Origin of the sequence: Segatella copri DSM 18205 (assembly GCF_025151535.1) — a bacterium.
GTDB lineage: Bacteria > Bacteroidota > Bacteroidia > Bacteroidales > Bacteroidaceae > Prevotella > Prevotella copri.
Map to the genome: position 1 here is coordinate 1,771,614 of NZ_CP102288.1, position 18,636 is coordinate 1,790,249.

The following is an 18,636-nucleotide window of genomic DNA, read 5'->3' on the forward strand; positions in this document are numbered from 1 at the left end:
GTACTGATTACTGATTACTGAGTATTAATCCTTCTTCGGATATTTCTTGAACCAGCCATCCAGGCGCAGTCGCATCACGCCAAAGAAAGCCTCACCAAAGATGCCACCACTCATCTTGCTCACACCTTCACGACGGTTAACAAAGATGACAGGCACCTCCTTGATCTTGAAACCTATTCGATGAGCCGTATATTTCATCTCTATCTGGAAAGCATAGCCCTTGAAGCGGATAGCATCCAAATCTATGGTTTCCAATACCTTACGTCGGTAGCAGACGAATCCAGCTGTGGTATCATTCACCTTAAATCCGGTTACGATACGTACGTATTTAGAAGCGAAATAGCTCATCAATACGCGTCCGATAGGCCAGTTGACCACGTTCACACCCGAAATATATCTTGAGCCTACAGCCACATCATACCCCTCATCGTGAGTTGCCGCATAGAGACGAGGCAAATCATTAGGATCATGACTGAAGTCGGCATCCATCTCGAAGATGAAGTCATAGCCCTGCTTCAATGACCATTTGAAGCCCATGATATAGGCAGTACCCAAACCGAGTTTACCCGAACGCTCCAGGATATGCAGACGACCGGCAAACTCATTAGCCATCAAGCCCTTAACAATGGCAGCAGTACCGTCAGGACTTCCGTCATCGATAACGAGGATATCAAACTGCTTTTCGAGACCGAAGACAGCACGGATGATTTTCTCGATGTTTTCCTTCTCATTATATGTAGGAATGATTACTATGCTATCACTCATAACTTCTTCTAATTTTAATGATTCTGATTCTATATAATGTAATACAGATGCAAAATTACAACTTATTTTTGAAATAACAAGCAAAAACCCGAAATTATTGGTCCGGATTCTCTACAAACCCCTGATATTTCTTGTCAAGTCCGTTCATGATCGCCTCATAGCTCTTGTTCATCAGGTTCTTGATATTGTCAGCTCCCTTGCCTATCGGCTCGATAGGCTCATGGATGGTGAGCTTCAGAGGATGCCAGAAAGCCCAGTAGATGTCCTTCATGCGAGGCTTCACATCAAAACTGCCATTGATAGTAAGCGGACATACCGGCAACTGCAGTTCATCGGCAAGCATGAAAGCACCGCGGCGGAACATGCCCATGTGCCCCGTAAACGAACGGGCACCCTCTGGGAATACCACCAGCGACATGCCCTCTTTAAGCACCTCGCGAGCACGGTCATAAGAAGCACGGATCTTAGAAGGTCCGCTCTTGTCTACAAAGATGTGGTGCGCATACTCACAGGCGATACCGATGAGAGGTACTTTGCGCAAGCCCTTCTTCATCATCCACTTGAAGTTTCTGCCCAGGAAACCGTATATCAGGAAAATATCGAAAGCGCCCTGATGATTGGCCACGAAAACATAACTCTGGTTCTTCTTGAGATGCTCACGTCCCTCCACCTTTACAGGCAGGAGGAGGATGCGGACCCAAAGCCAGGACCAATACTTGCCGGGATAATAGCCCCAGAAATGACCATTGCCCAGCATACATCCCAAAACGGTAGATAGACTGGTTAAAACGCTAGCTACCAAAAGGATAGGCAAGCATATTACAAGCTGATACAGACGATATAAGTACTTCATTTTTTATTTAAGAATGAATAATTTAACACTCAACATTTAACATTCAACACTCCTCATTTTCTTTTGAGTGTGATGACCACGATTTCTGCCGTAGCCCCTATGCGGATTGGAACGGTACCGCCCAGACCCGATGTGGTATAGAGCTGGCAACCCTCCTCCTCGAAGAGGCCGTAATCATAGGGAGTAAACATCGACGGACGCAAGCCCAGGATACTGATCTGCCCCGCATGCGTATGACCGCTCAATGTAAGCTGCGGTGCTACAACCAGCGAATCCTTCCTGTCAGGTCCTATCACATCGCCATCCTCATCCTTCTCCTTATTAATAGTAGAAGGCCAGGTCTCGCGCCATTGCTTCGGAATATGCTGCAGCATCAGCACGAAAGAGCCTGGTCTGATGCCATACAGCGCCTTCCTTACGTTGGTTCGCTTTGGTTTGTCATAGTTCTCTGTACCAGCTACATAGATGCTGTCAGCGCCTCTATGCACCGCCACATGCTCATTCATCAGCAGGCGCCATCCGCAACTCCGCTGGAAGTCCTGCATCCGCTTCTCGAACGCAGCTATCTCCTGCTCATCATCTACATCCATATAATAGGTGTAATCGTGATTGCCCAGCACACTCATCACGCCATCTCTGGCTTTCAGACTGCTGAGCAGCGCCTGATACTCAGGCAGTTCATCGGGCGTAACATTCTGTAAATCACCCGTAAAGCAAATCAGATCAGGTTTTTCGGCATTAATGCTGTCGATATCGCGCTGAGGCAGATGACCACGCCAGCCATAGTATGACCCGAGATGGATATCGCTGAACTGAACGATGCGATAGCCCTCGAAAGACTTCGGCAGATTAGGTACATAGATGGTGATACGCTTGACTTGCATCTTAGGAAAACCTTCGGTAAATCCGTAGATAAAGCAGAAGAACGCCACCGCTCCCACTACCAGTCCGAGGAGCTTGCCCCAGTTGCGATGGCCGTGAAGGAGCCGCATACAGCACCAACCGAAGACACTGAACAGGCTGAAGACAAACTGCGGAACCGCACATACTGCCATCATCATAAACCAGATGTCGATGAGCACCGGATTGCGTGGCAGGAAGTTGGGCAGCATCGTGATATACGCGCTGTAGGCGATAACCACGAAAGCCGGCAACCAGAAGAGCACCCGCTGCCAGAGACTCTTCAGCCGTAACTTGCCATACCTTTTATATATCCACAGATACGGCAACAGGGTGAACACCACTACGGGTATCAATATTCTTGCTATCATTTCTTGATCAAACTTGATTGAAGATACGTTTTCATTGCCTGCACGGGCACTCCTCTGCGCTGTGCATAGTCGCGAAGCTGGTCGTCTCCTATCCGTCCCAGTTCGAAATACCGCGACTTGGGATGTGCAAACATCAGCCCCGAGACACTGGCATGAGGCGTCATCATTCCGCTTGTGGTGAGCCGGATGCCCACCTGACTCATATCGATGAGCTGGTCGATGATGAAGTTGGCACTGGTATCGGGCAGCGAAGGATATCCTATAGCCGGACGGATGCCCTGATAGCGCTCCAGATGCTGGTCTTCGATGCTCAGCTGCTCGTCGGGAGCATAGCCCCAGATGCTGCGTCTCACCTCTTCGTGCAACTTCTCTGCCGTGGCTTCAGCCAACCGGTCGCAGAGTGTCTGTGCCATCATATTGAGGTAGTCGTCCGAGCGATATTTCTTCTCCAGACCGCCATCTACCGTCGTGCAGAAGATACCCAGCCGGTCTGTTATTCCACTGCCCAGAGGACGGATGAAATCAGCCAGACAGAGATTGGGTTCTCCCTGAGCCGCCGGATGCTGCTGACGGAGCATCGGGAAGCGGACTTTCTGCCCTTCCAGCCAGATATCATCCCCCTTGCTGTTCGCCTCGAAGAGTCCGAAGAGGGCATAGGTATGATATTCGCCTTCCCATGAATGGAGCATATCGAGCGCCTCTGCCTTCAGTTTTTCCTTTTCCTCTCGAGGTTTGCCGCTCAATCCCCAGGCATGATAAAAGTATAGCCAGTTGATATATGGCTCAATTTCGCTTATATTGTATACTATTCTTCGCATCCGATACGATATTTTATTTTACAATCCTCGTAAGATTTTCCTTTTTCAGGAATTGTTTCTGAACTCCAGTTCTTCTCCTCTGCTGGCGGCATCAAACACGCCTTTGTCGTAGATAAGACTACCGTTACAGAAAGTCTGTTCCACTTTCCATGCAAACTCATCACCCTCTACAGGGCTCCATTTACACTTGCTCTGAATCACCTCTGCAGTCACCTTCCAAGGCTCTCCCTTGCGCACCACAACGACATCTGCCTTATAACCCGGACGCAGGAAGCCGCGCTGACTGATATGGAACAGACGGGCTGGATTATGGCACATCAGTTCAACCAGGCGCTCGATACTGATTACCTTTTCGTCAACAAGTTTCAGCATGCTTACCAGCGAGAACTGTACCATTGGCATACCTGATGCAGCCTTGGCACAACCGCCCTGTTTATCCTTCAACTGATGAGGAGCATGATCGGTACCTACTACCGTTATCTTTCCATTACCCAGCGCCTTACGCAAAGCTTCGCGGTCAGCATCGGTCTTTACTGCAGGGTTGCATTTGATGCGTGCGCCCTTCACAGCGTAATCTTTATCCGAGAACATGAGATGAGCCACAACCGCCTCGCCTGTAATATTTTCATCCTTACCAAAGAACTCCAATTCCTTAGCCGTAGTAACGTGGGCGATATGGAGATGCGCCCCGCTTTCCTTAGCCAGCTGCACCGCCAGACGGCTGCTTTCATAGCAAGCCTCCTCGCTGCGTATTTCCGGATGATGTTCTACGGCAGGGTCCTCACCCCATTTCTGCTTAGCCAGCTGCATGTTGCGGTTAATGATTTCGGTATCCTCACAGTGGGTCATCACCGGCAAATCCAGCTCTTTCGCCTTCTTGAAGATAGCCTGCAGCGCCTCATATTTATCCACCAGCATATTGCCTGTACTGGAGCCCATAAAGAGCTTGACGCCCGGTACACGATGCGTATCGAGCTGCTCAAAATCATTTACATTACCATTGGTAGCACCAAAGAAGAAACTGTAGTTCACATGACTCTTCTCAGCGCCCAGCTGCCGCTTTGCCTGCCAGGCCTCCAGAGTGGTAGTCTGAGGTACCGTGTTGGGCATCTCAAAATAACTGGTCACACCACCAAAGGCAGCAGCGCGGCTTTCGCTCTCGATGTCAGCCTTCTGCGTAAGTCCCGGCTCACGGAAGTGAACATGATCATCAATCACACCCGGCAAAACAAAACACCCCGAGGCATCGATGACTTCATCGTAATTGCCACGGGGTGCCTCGCCTTCATATATCTCCTTGATAAATTCACCATCCAACAAGAGGTCGCCCACAAAAGAGCGACCCTCATTTATAATGGTTCCATTCTTGATTAATTTCATATTACTAAACTTATAAAATGAAGAGTTTTACAAGATGTTAATGCCCAAGACCTTGAAAGAGTCCTGTTTTTATTCCTGACCTTCCTGTTTTTCAGGAATCGTAGGCGCAGCCAGTTCGTTGGCTGTAGGTGCCGGAGCCGCATCAGGATTTACCTGTGGAGCCGCTTCCATCTCTGGCAGCATGCCGCTCTGCGCATCTCGTGTACCGTTCATAATCTCCTGATTCTCTTGAGCTTTCTTATAATAGTCCTTTACATAAGGATCATTCTTGAAATAGTCGGTAGCCTTGCTCATGATATCCTCAATCCAAGGAGAGAGCATCGGATACTGGTTGCCCATTGTAACGAGGAAGAAGACGCCCGGTCCCAGCACATTGTTGAAGTTGTCGGTAACAAACGAAGTGATGAGCTTGTCTTCCTGCTCAGAGAGGCGGATGGATTCCTCGTTCAGCCGCTTGTTGACAGCCACCATATCGCTACCGTTCATGATAGCCTGGTCGTGCTTGTGCACCAGTTCGCGCAACTGATTCTGAATCTGCTGGTATTTCTTGAAGAATCCGAAGAGTTTATCGTTCATAGGCGTACCGCTTACCACCTGCTGTGTATCATCGAGCTTCACCGTAATGCTTCCACTCTCCAGCACCAGCGGCAGCACAGGGTCATCATCCATGAAGATATTCGCCATCTTCATAGAGTCGACAGAACCCTGAAAATGGAACTGTCCGTGCACTACATCGCAAGAATCCACGTTCTTGAAATCGTTGTTTTCCAGTATCTTAAGGTACAGCATGCGTCCGTCCAGAGTACTTACATTAGAAGTACCCGAGATTTCGTAACTGTTGGCACAAGATGCAAGTGCCATCAAGGCAATGAATGCGTAAAATATTCTATTCATAAGCTATCTATATCACTTTCGGTGAACAAAAGTACAATCTTAATTTGAACTGACGAAATAAATTGCTGCAATTTAATTCATTCTTACAAGATTTATGTTTTGTTTGCACTCCTATTGGCCACCGAAAGCTTTTTACTCGTCCTTTCTATATTACTGATTGTTTTCCTTCTTCAGTTCATGAGAGATGCGATGCGTGGTATACAGTTCCAGCAGGGCTGCGATGAGGAGGAAGACTACCCACTTATTATAGAAATAGGTGATATAGGTCTCATAATTCTCAAACCAGCGGCGCAGGAAAGCATACACCGTATCTACCATCGAGATGCCTGAGAGCACGAAAAAGATGTCTGCTACATACTGCATGCGCTTCAGGCGGTGGATAACCAGCGAAGGTCCCTCATAGAACTGCATCGCCTGCATTACACTGAAGAGTATGGTGCCCAGCAGGAACCCCCAGCTCGTTACCTGCACCAGCTGCGGATGTGAAAAACCAAATGCGAAGCAAGCCGCACCGACAACCATCAGCACGCCGCCCAGCAAGAAAATAGCACTTTCCAGTTTACTCAATTGTTTCATTTTCGTCTTGTTCGTTAGTTTTTTCCGGAATATCCGAACTCAATACAAAGATGTCTTCATCATCAGTCTTCATGAAATAACGCTGGCGGGCTATCTTCTCAAATGCCCGCGCACCATGCTGCATATCGCGCAGGGTATGCTTGTCGTTTTCATACTGCTCACGATACTTTTCTATCTCCGAACGGAGCGTAGCTATCTCTATCTGGTACTTAATGTGCTGTCTTACACTGTTGTCGTCAACTACACCAACTACCAGAACACCCGCTACAATCACTATAAGATACTTATAATGAGCGAGATAATTCCATATAATACCAAGTTTTTTACTCATTTCTTCCGAATTTGTTTGCAAAGATAATATTTTTTTGTTATCTTTGCATCATCAATTAAGAAAAAATAATGGAAGAGTATATAGTTTCTGCAAGAAAGTACCGTCCGATGACCTTCGATTCGGTTGTCGGACAGAGTGCATTGACCACCACTTTGAAGAATGCAGTGAAGAGCGGCAAGCTGGCGCACGCCTATCTTTTCTGCGGTCCGAGAGGTGTGGGCAAAACCACTTGTGCCCGCATTTTTGCGAAGGCAATCAACTGCGAGCACCCTCGTGAAGACGGCGAGGCATGCAACGAATGTGAGAGCTGCCGTGCCTTCAATGAGCAGCGTTCCTACAACATCTTCGAGCTGGATGCCGCCAGCAACAACGGTGTTGACCAGATTAAGGTTCTGATGGAGCAGACCCGCATTCCGCCTCAGGTGGGCAAGTATAAAGTGTTTATCATCGATGAGGTCCACATGCTCTCTACAGCTGCCTTCAACGCCTTTCTCAAGACGCTGGAAGAGCCACCTCAGCATGTCATCTTCATCCTCGCCACTACCGAGAAGCATAAGATTCTGCCTACCATCCTGAGCCGATGCCAGATTTACGACTTCGAGCGAATGACGGTAGCCAACACCATCAACCACCTGAAGATGGTGGCTGAGAAGGAAGGCATACAATATGAAGAGCAGGCGCTCGCCGTGATAGCCGAAAAGGCTGACGGAGGTATGCGCGATGCCCTCTCTATCTTCGACCAGGCTGCCAGCTTCTGCATGGGCAACATCACTTACCAGAAGGTGATCGAGGACCTGAACGTGCTCGACAGCGACAACTATTTCCGTCTGGTAGACCTGGCTCTGGAGAATAAGGTGGCCGAGATGATGGTAACACTCGACGGCATTCTGAACCGCGGTTTCGATGGCGGCAACATGATACAGGGTCTTGCCCAGCATGTGCGCAATGTGATGATGGCGAAGGATCCTCAGACCCTGCCTCTGCTCGAAACCAGCGACGACCAGAAAGCCAAGTTCCAGGCTCAGGCCCAGAAGGCACCTACACCTTTCTTATATAAGGCGCTGGAACTGATGAACCAGTGCGATATCCATTACCGCGCCAGCAGCAACAAGCGATTACTGGTAGAGCTCACCCTGATACAGATAGGCCAGATTACGCAGCCCGAGGATCAGGATGTGCCTAGTGCGGGGCGTACGCCCAATAGATTAAAATCCCTGTTTCAGAAACTCCTGGCTCAGTCTAAGCTTGCCTCTCAGGGTGCAGGTTCTGAGCCTTCTGGCAGCAGCGAAAACCGGTCATCACAGCCGGGAGCGTCTGCTGCTACAGCTACTGCTGTGCCTTCGTCAGGGGCACCGACAGCCGCTTCTGCAGCATCCAATGCTGCATCTTATTCTGCATCTGCCACCGCAGCCGCATCTGCCTCTCCAGAAGGCTCAGCCGCTGCCGGAGCTGCTACTGATGCTGCATCGCCTCACAAGCCACGACTCAAGAATATCAAGCTGGGAGGCATAGGCATGACTTTCTCTAACCTGAAGAAGAAGGAGGAGAACCAGCGCCGCCTGCACAGTCCGTATGATGATACCAATGAGGAAAAAGCGACCATCACGGGCGACCAGAACGAGTTCACCCAGGAGCAGGTGGAAGCAACATGGTTCAGTATGTGCATGAGAATGCAGAACAAGCTGGATTTCATAGGATTAGCCAACCGCATGAAGAGTATCGTACCGAAGATAACCAACTATCCGCAGATAGAGGTTATCATCAACAACCAGCTCTTACTAGACGACATTTTGAACATCAAGAACCGCATTCTCAAGACTTTCGTCTTAAGTCTTCACAACAGCGAACTGAGCATCAGTTACCGCCTTGCCGACCAGGAAGAGGTAGGCAAGGTTCTGACCAAGAATGAAGTTCTGGAACTTCTTATGGAGAAGAACCCTGCAATGAAAAAACTCACAAAGGACCTGGATCTGGTCATGACATAGAAGATACTCCACACGATACGAAATTCTCCACTCCATGTAGAACAACCTATACGGAGTGGAGAAACTAGTACTATCTTCCCCCAAATGCTGCCATTATACCCGGGCGTATGATGCCCCAAGAGGTTATTCAGTATTCAGTATTCAGTTTTTTTCGCGATAGTTACCTTTTATACGGTTACAAATTGTAAGTAATTATTTTATATTATATATATATATTATTATATATATATAATATACTATCTATACAGAGAGTGGTAACAACAGCGAAAAAAACTGAATACTGAATACTGAATACGTTCCACGTAATCGGTTATTACTTTGTAATATACTGGTTTATAGCGCAAAACATAGTTTTCTACACCGCAAAACATAGAGATGCGTCCCATGAAACATAGAGTTATTTCTCTTTACTAAGTTTCAAATCGTAAGCTGCTGAAAATCGCTCCTTATCACATGTCTAAATTTGGTAGATACCAGAAATCTTCATATCTTTGCACCGGCAATCGAAAGAACAGTCTTTTGTGCCTCGCTCGAGTCTTCTATTAAGACCAACACGGGTTATAAATGATGGCAGACGCCGGTCATCAATGAAGACCCCGAAAACGGCAGAAACGGGGCGTTCTGGGGAATTTGAACCAACTAGGCTAGTGTCATACCCGACACACAACAAAAAAAAGCCCCCGATGCAGAAACGCACCGGGAGCCTTCGTAAGCAAATTATTATTATCTTAAAAAGATCAACTGAATATGCAGCACATCAAAGTATACACCATGACGCACCGTCAGAAAGCCTTAGATAAGGTTCATGCCCGCTTCCTCAGCCTCCTTGCGCATCTCCTCAGACCAGATGCTAGCCTGGATCTCACCAATGTGAGCCTTATGCAGCAATACCATACACAGACGGCTCTGGCCGATACCGCCACCAATGCTCAGAGGCAACTTGTCGTTCAGGAGCTGCTGATGGAAGTAAAGCTTCTCTCTATCCTCCTTGCCCTCCAGCTTAAGCTGACGCAGCAGACTCTCCTTGTCAACACGGATACCCATAGAACTGAGCTCGAAACTGCGACCCAGAACAGGATACCAGATGAGGATATCACCATTCAGTCCCATCTTGCCGTTCTCAGCCACGGTGCTCCAGTCATCATAGTCAGGAGCTCGGCCATCATGCTTCTTGCCATCGCTCAACTTGCCTCCGATGCCCTCTACAAATACAGCGCCATACTTCTTGCAGATAGCATCCTCACGCTCCTTAGGAGAAAGGTCTGGATACATATCGAGCAAATCCTGCGCATGAATAAAATGAATATCCTTAGGCAGGAAAGGCTTCAGCTGAGGATAATGCTCGCAAGCCAGGAACTCGGTACGCAAGATGGCACCATAGATGCGGCGCACGATATTCTCGAGGAAGGCGATGGTACGGTCTTCCTTGGTAATCACAGCCTCCCAGTCCCACTGGTCAACATAGAGCGAATGAAGATTATCCAGCTCCTCGTCAGCACGGATGGCGTTCATATCTGTATATACGCCATAAGCAGGCTCAATCTCATACTCAGCAAGCGTCAGTCGCTTCCATTTGGCAAGAGAATGAACCACCTCAGCCTGGGCTTCGCCCAAATCCTTGATAGGGAAACTTACAGGGCGCTCTACGCCGTTCAGGTCATCATTGATACCAAGACCCTTCAATACGAAGAGTGGAGCGGTAACGCGACGCAGACGGAGCTCGGTGCTCAGGTTTTGCTGGAAGAATTCTTTGATCATTTTAATACCCATTTCGGTCTGGCGCATATCCAGCAGCGCCTTGTACCCTTCAGGTTTTATCAAATTGCTCATTTTTATTTCATATTTAGTATTTGCGCTGCAAAGGTACAAAATAATAATTAATCTGCAAGCATTTTTCCGTATTTTTTCGCAAAATGATAGCATTTTTAAGTTTTTTAGTAGCATTTTGTAGAACAATTTGCAAATACACATTATATATATGAAAAAATCTGCCCCAAATATTTGGTTATTTCAAATAAAAGCAGTAATTTTGCAGTCGACTTCCCGTTTCGATGTCATACAACCGGAGAAACGGGCAGCAGAAAAGAAGGTCTCGTAGCTTAGCTGAATAGAGCGTCAGATTCCGGTTCTGAAGGTCGTGGGTTTGAATCCCACCGAGATCACCCGAAACAACAGAAATGATTAATAATTGAAAACATGGATTTAGTAGAACGATTTATAAACTATACGAAATTCGACACACAGTCGAGCGAAGAATCGACCAGCGTGCCTAGTACGGCAAAACAGCTCGAATTTGCCAAGTACCTGAAGAAGGAACTTGAGGACGAAGGACTGAGCGATGTCGAATTGGATGACATGGGCTATATCTATGCCACTCTGAAGAGCAATACCAAGAAAAAGACTCCTACCATCGGATTTATTTCACACATGGATACATCGCCTGATGCCAGCGGAAAGGATGTAAAGGCGCGCGTCATCAAGAACTATGACGGCAACGACATCGAGCTGAGCCCGGGCATCATCTCAAGCGTTGAGACTTTCCCAGAGCTGAAGGCTCACAAGGGAGAGGATATCATCGTGACAGACGGTACTACCCTGCTGGGTGCTGACGACAAGGCGGGCATCGCTGAAATCGTACAGGCTATGTGCTATCTGCGCGACCACGACGAAATCAAGCACGGCGACATCCGAGTAGGCTTCAATCCTGACGAGGAAATCGGTATGGGTGCACATCATTTCGACGTAGAGAAGTTTGGCTGCGACTGGGCTTACACCGTAGATGGCGGCGACCTGGGCGACCTGGAATACGAGAACTTCAATGCTGCCGGAGCTAAAATCATCATCAAGGGCGTGAGCGTTCATACAGGCTATGCCAAGGGAAAGATGGTGAATGCAAGCCGACTGGCTGTGGAATTCCAGAACATGATTCCTGAGAACGAGACTCCTGAGCAGACTGAAGGCTACCAGGGTTTCTACCACCTCATCGGCATCGAGAGTCGCTGCGAGGAGGCAAAGCTCAGCTACATCATCCGAGATCACGACCGCAACAGGTTTGAAAGCCGCAAGGATTTCATCGAGGACTGCGTAAACAAGATGAACGAGAAGTATGGCGACGGAACCGTAAAGGCGGTTATCTACGACCAGTACTATAACATGAAGGAGAAGATTGATCCTAACATGCACGTCATCGACATCGTGCTCAGAGCGATGCAGGAGAGCGGCGTTTCACCTCGCGTAGAACCTATCCGCGGCGGTACCGACGGAGCCCAGCTGAGCTTCAAGGGTCTGCCTTGTCCTAACATCTTCGCCGGCGGTGTCAACTTCCACGGCCCTCACGAGTTTGTGAGCATCCAGGTAATGGAGAAGGTAGTGAAGACCATCGTGAAGATAGCGGAAATCACAGAAGAATTTAATGATTAGTTTATAGTTAATAGTTTATAGTTAATAGGGCATTCTTGCTGCAAAGAAGAATTTCTATTTACTATAAACTATTATTTTTATCAGCTTCCCCCTACTTTAAGCGATGTCGCTATAAACTATAAATTATAAACTATAAACTATAACTAATGGCAGAAATTCCATTTTTAGTAAAAGACCTTGCCCTCATCCTGATGGTGGCAGGCATCGTAACCCTCATTTTCAAGAGGCTCAAGCAGCCGCTGGTGCTGGGATACATCATGGCGGGATTCCTGGTTTCGCCACACATGCCCTACACCATGTCGGTAGTCGACGAGACGGATATCCAGACCTGGGCCGACATCGGTGTCATCTTCACCCTCTTCTCGCTCGGTCTCGACTTCTCGTTCAAGAAAATCGTGAAGATGGGCGCTTCTCCCATCATCGCCACCGTGGTTATCGTGTTCTGCATGATGATGCTGGGCATCAGCGTAGGCCACGGCTTCGGCTGGGGAAGGATGGACTGCATCTTCCTGGGCGGTATGCTCGCCATGAGCTCCACCACTATTATATATAAGGCATTCGATGATATGCGGCTGCGCACCCAGAAGTTTGCCTCGATGGTGATGAGCGTACTGATACTGGAAGATATCCTGGCTATCGTGATGATGGTGATGCTGTCGGCGATAGCGAGCGGAAGCAGTCCCGACGGCGGGCAGATGCTTGCCTCTATCGTGAAGATAGGCTTCTTCCTGGGCGTGTGGTTTATCGTGGGCATCTTCGCCATTCCGTGGTTCCTGCGTTCGGTGAGGAAACTCATCAATGCCGAAACCCTGCTCATCGTTTCGCTGGGTCTGTGCTGCGGCATGGCGGTACTGAGCACCAAGGTGGGGTTCAGCAGCGCCTTCGGAGCCTTCGTTATGGGCAGCATACTGGCAGAAACCATTGAGGCAGAGAAAATTATCAAACTCGTAGAACCGGTAAAGAATCTCTTCGGAGCCATCTTCTTCGTATCGGTAGGTATGCTGGTAGACCCGAAGATTCTGGTAGAATATGCCGTTCCTATCCTCGCCCTGGTCGGTACGATACTGGTAGGTCAGGCGATATTCGGCACCTTCGGCTTCATGCTCGGAGGCGAGTCGCTGAAGTCGGCGATGCGCTGCGGTTTCTCGATGGCCCAGATTGGTGAGTTCTCTTTCATCATCGCCTCGCTGGGTCTGTCGCTCGGCGTCATCAGCAAGTTCCTCTATCCGGTAGTGGTAGCAGTGAGCGTCATCACCACCTTCCTCACCCCTTATATGATCCGTCTTGCCACACCTACCTATCAGGTGATGGAGAAACATCTGCCCGACAAGCTCATCCATATTCTGAACCATTTCGCGATGAGTCATCCCCAGACGCAGCAGCAGAGCAAGTGGAAATCGCTGATCCGCCAGATGCTGGTCAACACCACCGCCTACTCTATCCTCTCGGCAGCCGTCATCGCCCTGATGTTCACCTTCGTGCTGCCACTGATGCGCAATCTGCTGCCCGGCTGGCATCTCCACTGGTATGCCAACGCTATCACCGGTCTGCTCACCATCCTATTCATCTCACCGTTCCTGCGCGCCATCGTGATGAAGAAGAACCACAGTGCCGAGTGGAAACGCCTCTGGGTGGAGAGCAGCATCAACCGCGTGCCGCTGCTCTTTACGGTGTTCGTGCGCTTTATGATAGCACTGGCTTTCATCTTCTACATCATCAATTTCCTCTCGCGCTTTACCAATGCGCTGATTGTCTGCATCGGTGCAGCAGTAGTGATGCTGATGATAACCTCCCGCCGCATCAAGAAGCGTAGCATCGTGATGGAGCGCGTCTTCGTTCACAACCTCCGCTCGCGCGATATTGCGGCTCAGGTGAATGGCGAAAAGCGGCCGCTCTACGAGGGCAGACTGCTGGACCGAGATATCCACATCAGCGAATTTGAAGTGCCTGAAGATAGCAGTTGGACTGGCAAATCGCTGAGAGAGTTGCATCTGCGCCAGCGTTTCGGTGTAGACCTGAGCAGCATTCACCGCGGCTCTCACCGGCTGAACATCCCGAACGGCGACATGATCATCTTCCCGGGCGACAAACTGCAGGTAATCGGAAACGACGACCAGCTGCAGAAATTCAACACCGCCCTGCAGAGCGACCTGCTGCCTGAGGAGGCTGAAATAGAAAAGCGCGAGATGAAACTCAGCCAGCTCATCATCTCTTCTTCCAGCGAATTCCTGGGCAAGACGCTCATCGAAAGCGGTATCAGAGACCGGTACAACTGCATGGTTGTAGGACTGGAAGAAGGCCAGGAGAATCTGACGCACGTATCCCCTACCCGAGTCTTCAAGAAGGGAGACATTATCTGGATAGTGGGAGAAGAAGCAGATTTGAAGAGAATCAAGAATTAAACAAAAGAACTTTCGTAAGTAAGCTCCATACGCCCTGAAAGGGCGTGTGGAGACATTTTCCAGGGATTTACTTCACGGTGATATGGAAGCAGCCCTGCTTCACCTCATATTTAATATAGCAGCGGTTCTTGTTGCGGAAATCGCGGAGCACCTCGGAGAACACCCATTTCAGGGTATCATTCTGCACCTGGCGGCGAGGCTGTTCACGGGTCTGAATCTGCTTGTAGCGGTTGTAACAGATATCGAAGGTAGTACCATAGAGATGACACGAATTCTCAGTAGCATTGCCGTTTCGGGTACGCAGTTTCGCCACATCATCCTTGGTGCGCAGAATACTCGTCACGATAATCTTATGCAGCGGAATGCCCTTGATCTGCAGCGAATCAAAATAGGCACGGCCGATATCCTGGAGCAGCACAGAGGCACGAGGCACCAGGTAAGGAATACTGTTGTTCAGCTTGTCGACATAAAAGAAAGGATTGCTACCCACATACACCAGCTTGCCCTTGCTGTTCTCCGCCTCCAGACGGTTCTGTACCGGTTTCACACCATGCTTAGTAGCCGCCAGAATCTGCACATCCTGCTGGTCGGGGAAAGTATTGCCGAAATGAGGCACCGAGAAGATGCGATGCTTCACCTCCTTGCCATCCTTGTCGAAGAAGATAGAAGGCTTTCCGCTCTGTGCCGTATCAGGCGTAACGGAGAGTTCATCCTTCTTCAGGTCCTCAGCCACATTCCCTTCAGCATCAGCCGATGCATCAGAAATCTCAGCAGAAGAAGCATCAGAAGCAGCCGAATCCTTCGCAGCCACTAATGTAGAATCAGCCGCACCAGCAGCCGCAACCTTCGGTTTTGCTACTCCCGGGAAGATGACTCTTACCAGTGCCAGAAGCAAAACCACAATACCAAAACCTTGTAAATATCTGTTCTTACTAATCTTCATAATTATCTTATTTTCACGAAATAATATTCTATATTCTTCAGGCAAAACGGGAACCGCATCGCCAAATTTAGCTGCAAAGGTAACAAAATCTCTCGAAAAAATAGCTTTTTTAATATTTAAAGAATGTTTTATTCGCCGAAATTTGCTCATTTCATGGAAAAGTAGTAATTTTGCAGCGTTATATAACAAAATATTAGATAGGATAGTTTAAACTTTATAGAATTAAGACATGTTGATAGAGAAACATATTGTACTCGAAGATATCGATCCAGTGATGTTCTACGGTGTGAACAATGCCCACCTGCAGATGATTAAATCGCTGTATCCTAAGTTGCGTATCGTAGCACGCGACAACGTGATTCGTGTGCTCGGCGACGAGGAGGAAATGGCAAAGGTGGAAGAGGATATTGAGCAGATGCGCAAGCACTTGCTTAAATACAACATGCTCAATGATGAAGACATCCTGGACATCGTGAAAGGAAAACAGACCAAGGCGGACAGCGTGAAAGGCGTGCTGGTATACAGCATCAGCGGCCGACCTATCAAGAGCCGCAGCGAAAACCAGCAGCAGCTGATAGATGCTTACGAGAAGAACGACATGGTATTTGCCGTGGGACCAGCCGGTACCGGCAAGACCTATCTCAGCATCGCCCTTGCCGTAAAGGCCCTCAAGGAGAAAGCCATCAAGAAAATCATCCTCTCACGACCAGCCGTAGAAGCCGGCGAAAAGCTCGGTTTCCTGCCTGGCGATATGAAAGACAAAATTGACCCATACCTCCAGCCGCTCTACGATGCGCTGGAAGACATGATACCTGCCGTAAAGCTGCAGGATATGATGGAAAAGCACATTATCCAGATTGCTCCGCTCGCCTTTATGCGCGGACGCACACTCAGCGATGCCGTCGTCATCCTCGACGAGGCGCAGAACACTACCTCCCAACAGATTCGCATGTTCCTAACCCGTATGGGTATGAACACCAAGATGATTATCACCGGCGACCTGACACAGATTGACCTGCCACGTGAACAGCGAAGTGGACTGAAAGAGGCGCTCAAGATTCTGGACGGCGTGGAAGGTATCGGAGTGGTGAAGCTGGGACAGAAGGATATCGTGCGCCACAAACTCGTAACCCGCATCGTCAACGCATACGACAAGTATGACAAGGAGAGAGCGGAAGCACGGGAAGCTCAGAAAGCAGAAAAAGATAATTCAAAATAATAAGAATTAAGAATGAACAGAATGATTACTCAAGGCATATCATAAAGTTCAAAGTTCAAAATTCAAAGTTCAAAGTAAAATGAAAGCATTAACAAAGACAGATTTCCATTTTGATGGACAGAAGAGTGTTTACCACGGTAAAGTACGTGATGTGTATGACATTAACGACGACCTCCTCGTGATGGTCGCTACCGACAGAATCTCAGCGTTCGACGTTGTTCTGCCTAAGGGTATCCCTTTCAAAGGACAGGTGCTCAATCAGATTGCAGCTAAGTTCCTGGACACAACTACAGACATCTGTCCAAACTGGAAGTTGGCTACTCCAGACCCAATGGTTACTGTAGGCTTGAAGTGCGAAGGTTTCCGCGTGGAGATGATCATCCGTTCTATCCTCACCGGTAGTGCATGGCGCGAGTATCAGAAGGGCTGCCGCGAGATCTGCGGTGTGAAGTTGCCAGACGGTATGCGCGAGAACCAGCGTTTCCCAGAGCCTATCATCACCCCTACTACAAAGGCTGACGAGGGTCACGACATGAATATCTCTAAGGAAGAGATCATCGCCCAGGGTATTGTTAGTGCAGAGGATTACGCTGTGATGGAGGACTACACACGCCGCATCTTCGCCCGTGGTCAGGAAATCGCTGCCAAGCAGGGCTTGATCCTCGTAGATACCAAGTACGAGTTCGGCAAGCGCGACGGCAAGGTTTATCTCATCGATGAGATCCACACTCCAGACTCTAGCCGCTACTTCTATGCTGACGGTTACGAGGAGAAGTTTGAGAAGGGTGAACCACAGCGCCAGCTCTCTAAGGAGTTCGTTCGCCAGTGGCTTATCGAGCACAACTTCATGAACGAACCAGGCCAGACCATGCCAGAGATTACCGACGAGTATGCAGAGAGCGTATCCGACCGCTACATCGAACTCTACGAGCACATCACCGGCGAGAAGTTTGACAAGGCTGCAGAGGAAGGCGACATCGCTGCCCGCATCGAGAAGAACGTAAGCGAGTGGCTTGCTGCACACAAGTAAACTATATATAAATGTATAAGCAAGAACAGATAAAGCCCTACGAGGGCACAGGAGACAAGGGCAAGCTGGTAGAGGAGATGTTCGACAACATCGCCCCTACCTACGATACCCTGAACCACCGTCTCTCGTGGGATATCGATAAGGGATGGCGCAAGAAGGCAATCAGGCGTCTTGCGCCCTTCTCTCCTAAAAAGATGCTCGACATCGCTACCGGTACCGGCGATTTCGCCATCCTAGCCGCACAGATGCTACATCCCGACCAGCTGATCGGAGCAGACATCTCGGAAGGCATGATGGAGATAGGCAGACAGAAGGTAAAGCAGCTGGGACTGGAAAACACCATCTCCTTTGCCAAGGAAGACTGCCTCAACCTCTCGTTCCAGGACGAGAGCTTCGACGCTGTAACCGCAGCCTTCGGTATCAGGAACTTCCAGAACCTGGACCAGGGACTGAAGGAAATGTGCCGGGTACTGAAAAAGGGCGGACATCTCTGCATCGTAGAACTCACCACACCGGTCAGCTTCCCGATGAAGCAGCTGTTCAGCATCTACAGCAACACTGTCTTGCCGATGTATGGCAAACTCATCAGCAAAGACCAGAGCGCCTACAGTTATCTCAACAAGACCATCGAGGCATTCCCTCAGGGCGAGGTCATGATGGAGGTGTTCAAAAAGGCAGGATTCGCAAAGGCAGAGTTCAAGCGACTCACCTTCGGAATCTGCACACTCTATTTCGCAACCAAATAAAAC

General features: G+C 48.9%; 16 protein-coding genes and 1 tRNA gene. 7 read left to right on the forward strand and 10 right to left on the reverse strand.

Going from position 1 to position 18,636, the window contains the following annotated elements; translation table 11 throughout:
* Window positions 1-24: 24 nt before the first annotated feature.
* The 8 genes from NQ544_RS07525 to NQ544_RS07560 form a co-directional block, all read right to left on the reverse strand.
* Window positions 25-765, reverse strand: a complete 741-nt coding sequence (locus NQ544_RS07525; protein WP_006847253.1) for a polyprenol monophosphomannose synthase — start codon at window positions 763-765, stop codon at window positions 25-27.
* 94 nt (window positions 766-859) lie between these two features.
* Window positions 860-1,618 (reverse strand): lysophospholipid acyltransferase family protein, encoded by a 759-nt coding sequence (locus tag NQ544_RS07530; protein WP_040552878.1) that lies wholly within the window; start codon window positions 1,616-1,618, stop codon window positions 860-862.
* A gap of 53 nt (window positions 1,619-1,671) precedes the next feature.
* Complete coding sequence (locus NQ544_RS07535; protein ID WP_006847251.1) at window positions 1,672-2,889, reverse strand: metallophosphoesterase; 1,218 nt, start codon at window positions 2,887-2,889, stop codon at window positions 1,672-1,674.
* Entirely contained in the window at window positions 2,886-3,707 is an 822-nt protein-coding gene (locus NQ544_RS07540; RefSeq protein WP_006847250.1) for a vitamin B12 dependent-methionine synthase activation domain-containing protein, read from the reverse strand. Before NQ544_RS07540 ends, NQ544_RS07535 begins: the two co-directional genes overlap by 4 nt.
* Before the next feature lie 45 nt (window positions 3,708-3,752).
* Entirely contained in the window at window positions 3,753-5,087 is a 1,335-nt protein-coding gene (locus NQ544_RS07545; protein WP_006847249.1) for a dihydroorotase, read from the reverse strand.
* A gap of 69 nt (window positions 5,088-5,156) precedes the next feature.
* Window positions 5,157-5,981 carry a DUF4369 domain-containing protein gene (locus NQ544_RS07550; protein WP_006847248.1) on the reverse strand — a complete coding sequence of 275 codons (825 nt, stop codon included), beginning with the start codon at window positions 5,979-5,981 and terminating at the stop codon, window positions 5,157-5,159.
* Window positions 5,982-6,131: 150 nt separating this feature from the next.
* Window positions 6,132-6,557 (reverse strand): hypothetical protein, encoded by a 426-nt coding sequence (locus NQ544_RS07555; RefSeq protein WP_006847247.1) that lies wholly within the window; start codon window positions 6,555-6,557, stop codon window positions 6,132-6,134.
* Window positions 6,541-6,888, reverse strand: a complete 348-nt coding sequence (locus NQ544_RS07560) for an FtsB family cell division protein (protein ID WP_006847246.1) — start codon at window positions 6,886-6,888, stop codon at window positions 6,541-6,543. Before NQ544_RS07560 ends, NQ544_RS07555 begins: the two co-directional genes overlap by 17 nt.
* 68 nt (window positions 6,889-6,956) lie before the next feature.
* Here NQ544_RS07560 and NQ544_RS07565 point away from each other — a divergent pair, with 68 nt between their 5' ends.
* Entirely contained in the window at window positions 6,957-8,873 is a 1,917-nt protein-coding gene (locus tag NQ544_RS07565; RefSeq protein WP_006847245.1) for a DNA polymerase III subunit gamma/tau, read from the forward strand.
* Window positions 8,874-9,665: 792 nt separating this feature from the next.
* On the opposite strand, the gene asnA is transcribed toward NQ544_RS07565, so the two are convergent.
* Complete coding sequence (asnA, locus tag NQ544_RS07570) at window positions 9,666-10,703, reverse strand: aspartate--ammonia ligase (RefSeq protein ID WP_040552876.1); 1,038 nt, start codon at window positions 10,701-10,703, stop codon at window positions 9,666-9,668.
* A 258-nt stretch (window positions 10,704-10,961) separates the two neighbouring features.
* On the opposite strand from asnA, the gene NQ544_RS07575 reads away from it, so the two are divergent.
* The 3 genes from NQ544_RS07575 (at window position 10,962) to NQ544_RS07585 (ending at window position 14,695) form a co-directional block, all read left to right on the forward strand.
* Window positions 10,962-11,035, forward strand: a tRNA-Arg gene (locus tag NQ544_RS07575).
* A gap of 34 nt (window positions 11,036-11,069) precedes the next feature.
* Window positions 11,070-12,293: a peptidase T gene (gene pepT, locus NQ544_RS07580; RefSeq protein WP_006847242.1), complete on the forward strand. Its 1,224-nt coding sequence runs from the start codon at window positions 11,070-11,072 to the stop codon at window positions 12,291-12,293.
* Between the two features lie 146 nt (window positions 12,294-12,439).
* Entirely contained in the window at window positions 12,440-14,695 is a 2,256-nt protein-coding gene (locus tag NQ544_RS07585; protein ID WP_006847241.1) for a cation:proton antiporter, read from the forward strand.
* Between the two features lie 67 nt (window positions 14,696-14,762).
* Here the strand turns inward: NQ544_RS07585 and NQ544_RS07590 are convergent, their stop codons facing one another.
* On the reverse strand, window positions 14,763-15,638 hold the full coding sequence (locus NQ544_RS07590; RefSeq protein WP_040552874.1) for a DUF5715 family protein: 876 nt from the start codon (window positions 15,636-15,638) through the stop codon (window positions 14,763-14,765).
* 232 nt (window positions 15,639-15,870) lie between these two features.
* Between NQ544_RS07590 and NQ544_RS07595 the strand changes: the two genes are divergently transcribed.
* The 3 genes from NQ544_RS07595 (at window position 15,871) to ubiE (ending at window position 18,633) form a co-directional block, all read left to right on the forward strand.
* Window positions 15,871-16,857 (forward strand): PhoH family protein, encoded by a 987-nt coding sequence (locus tag NQ544_RS07595; RefSeq protein ID WP_022120453.1) that lies wholly within the window; start codon window positions 15,871-15,873, stop codon window positions 16,855-16,857.
* A 79-nt stretch (window positions 16,858-16,936) separates the two neighbouring features.
* Window positions 16,937-17,887, forward strand: a complete 951-nt coding sequence (locus tag NQ544_RS07600) for a phosphoribosylaminoimidazolesuccinocarboxamide synthase (RefSeq protein WP_006847238.1) — start codon at window positions 16,937-16,939, stop codon at window positions 17,885-17,887.
* Between the two features lie 11 nt (window positions 17,888-17,898).
* Complete coding sequence (gene ubiE / locus NQ544_RS07605; protein ID WP_006847237.1) at window positions 17,899-18,633, forward strand: bifunctional demethylmenaquinone methyltransferase/2-methoxy-6-polyprenyl-1,4-benzoquinol methylase UbiE; 735 nt, start codon at window positions 17,899-17,901, stop codon at window positions 18,631-18,633.
* Window positions 18,634-18,636 lie beyond the last annotated feature (3 nt).

Excerpts from the sequence above, each read along its gene's own strand:
- NQ544_RS07525 (WP_006847253.1), bottom strand. The coding sequence starts at position 765 with ATGAGTGATAGCATAGTAATCATTCCTACATATAATGAGAAGGAAAAC.
- NQ544_RS07530 (WP_040552878.1), bottom strand. The coding sequence starts at position 1,618 with ATGAAGTACTTATATCGTCTGTATCAGCTTGTAATATGCTTGCCTATC.
- NQ544_RS07535 (WP_006847251.1), bottom strand. The coding sequence starts at position 2,889 with ATGATAGCAAGAATATTGATACCCGTAGTGGTGTTCACCCTGTTGCCG.
- NQ544_RS07540 (WP_006847250.1), bottom strand. The coding sequence starts at position 3,707 with ATGCGAAGAATAGTATACAATATAAGCGAAATTGAGCCATATATCAAC.
- NQ544_RS07545 (WP_006847249.1), bottom strand. The coding sequence starts at position 5,087 with ATGAAATTAATCAAGAATGGAACCATTATAAATGAGGGTCGCTCTTTT.
- NQ544_RS07550 (WP_006847248.1), bottom strand. The coding sequence starts at position 5,981 with ATGAATAGAATATTTTACGCATTCATTGCCTTGATGGCACTTGCATCT.
- NQ544_RS07555 (WP_006847247.1), bottom strand. The coding sequence starts at position 6,557 with ATGAAACAATTGAGTAAACTGGAAAGTGCTATTTTCTTGCTGGGCGGC.
- NQ544_RS07560 (WP_006847246.1), bottom strand. The coding sequence starts at position 6,888 with ATGAGTAAAAAACTTGGTATTATATGGAATTATCTCGCTCATTATAAG.
- NQ544_RS07565 (WP_006847245.1), top strand. The coding sequence starts at position 6,957 with ATGGAAGAGTATATAGTTTCTGCAAGAAAGTACCGTCCGATGACCTTC.
- asnA (WP_040552876.1), bottom strand. The coding sequence starts at position 10,703 with ATGAGCAATTTGATAAAACCTGAAGGGTACAAGGCGCTGCTGGATATG.
- pepT (WP_006847242.1), top strand. The coding sequence starts at position 11,070 with ATGGATTTAGTAGAACGATTTATAAACTATACGAAATTCGACACACAG.
- NQ544_RS07585 (WP_006847241.1), top strand. The coding sequence starts at position 12,440 with ATGGCAGAAATTCCATTTTTAGTAAAAGACCTTGCCCTCATCCTGATG.
- NQ544_RS07590 (WP_040552874.1), bottom strand. The coding sequence starts at position 15,638 with ATGAAGATTAGTAAGAACAGATATTTACAAGGTTTTGGTATTGTGGTT.
- NQ544_RS07600 (WP_006847238.1), top strand. The coding sequence starts at position 16,937 with ATGAAAGCATTAACAAAGACAGATTTCCATTTTGATGGACAGAAGAGT.
- ubiE (WP_006847237.1), top strand. The coding sequence starts at position 17,899 with ATGTATAAGCAAGAACAGATAAAGCCCTACGAGGGCACAGGAGACAAG.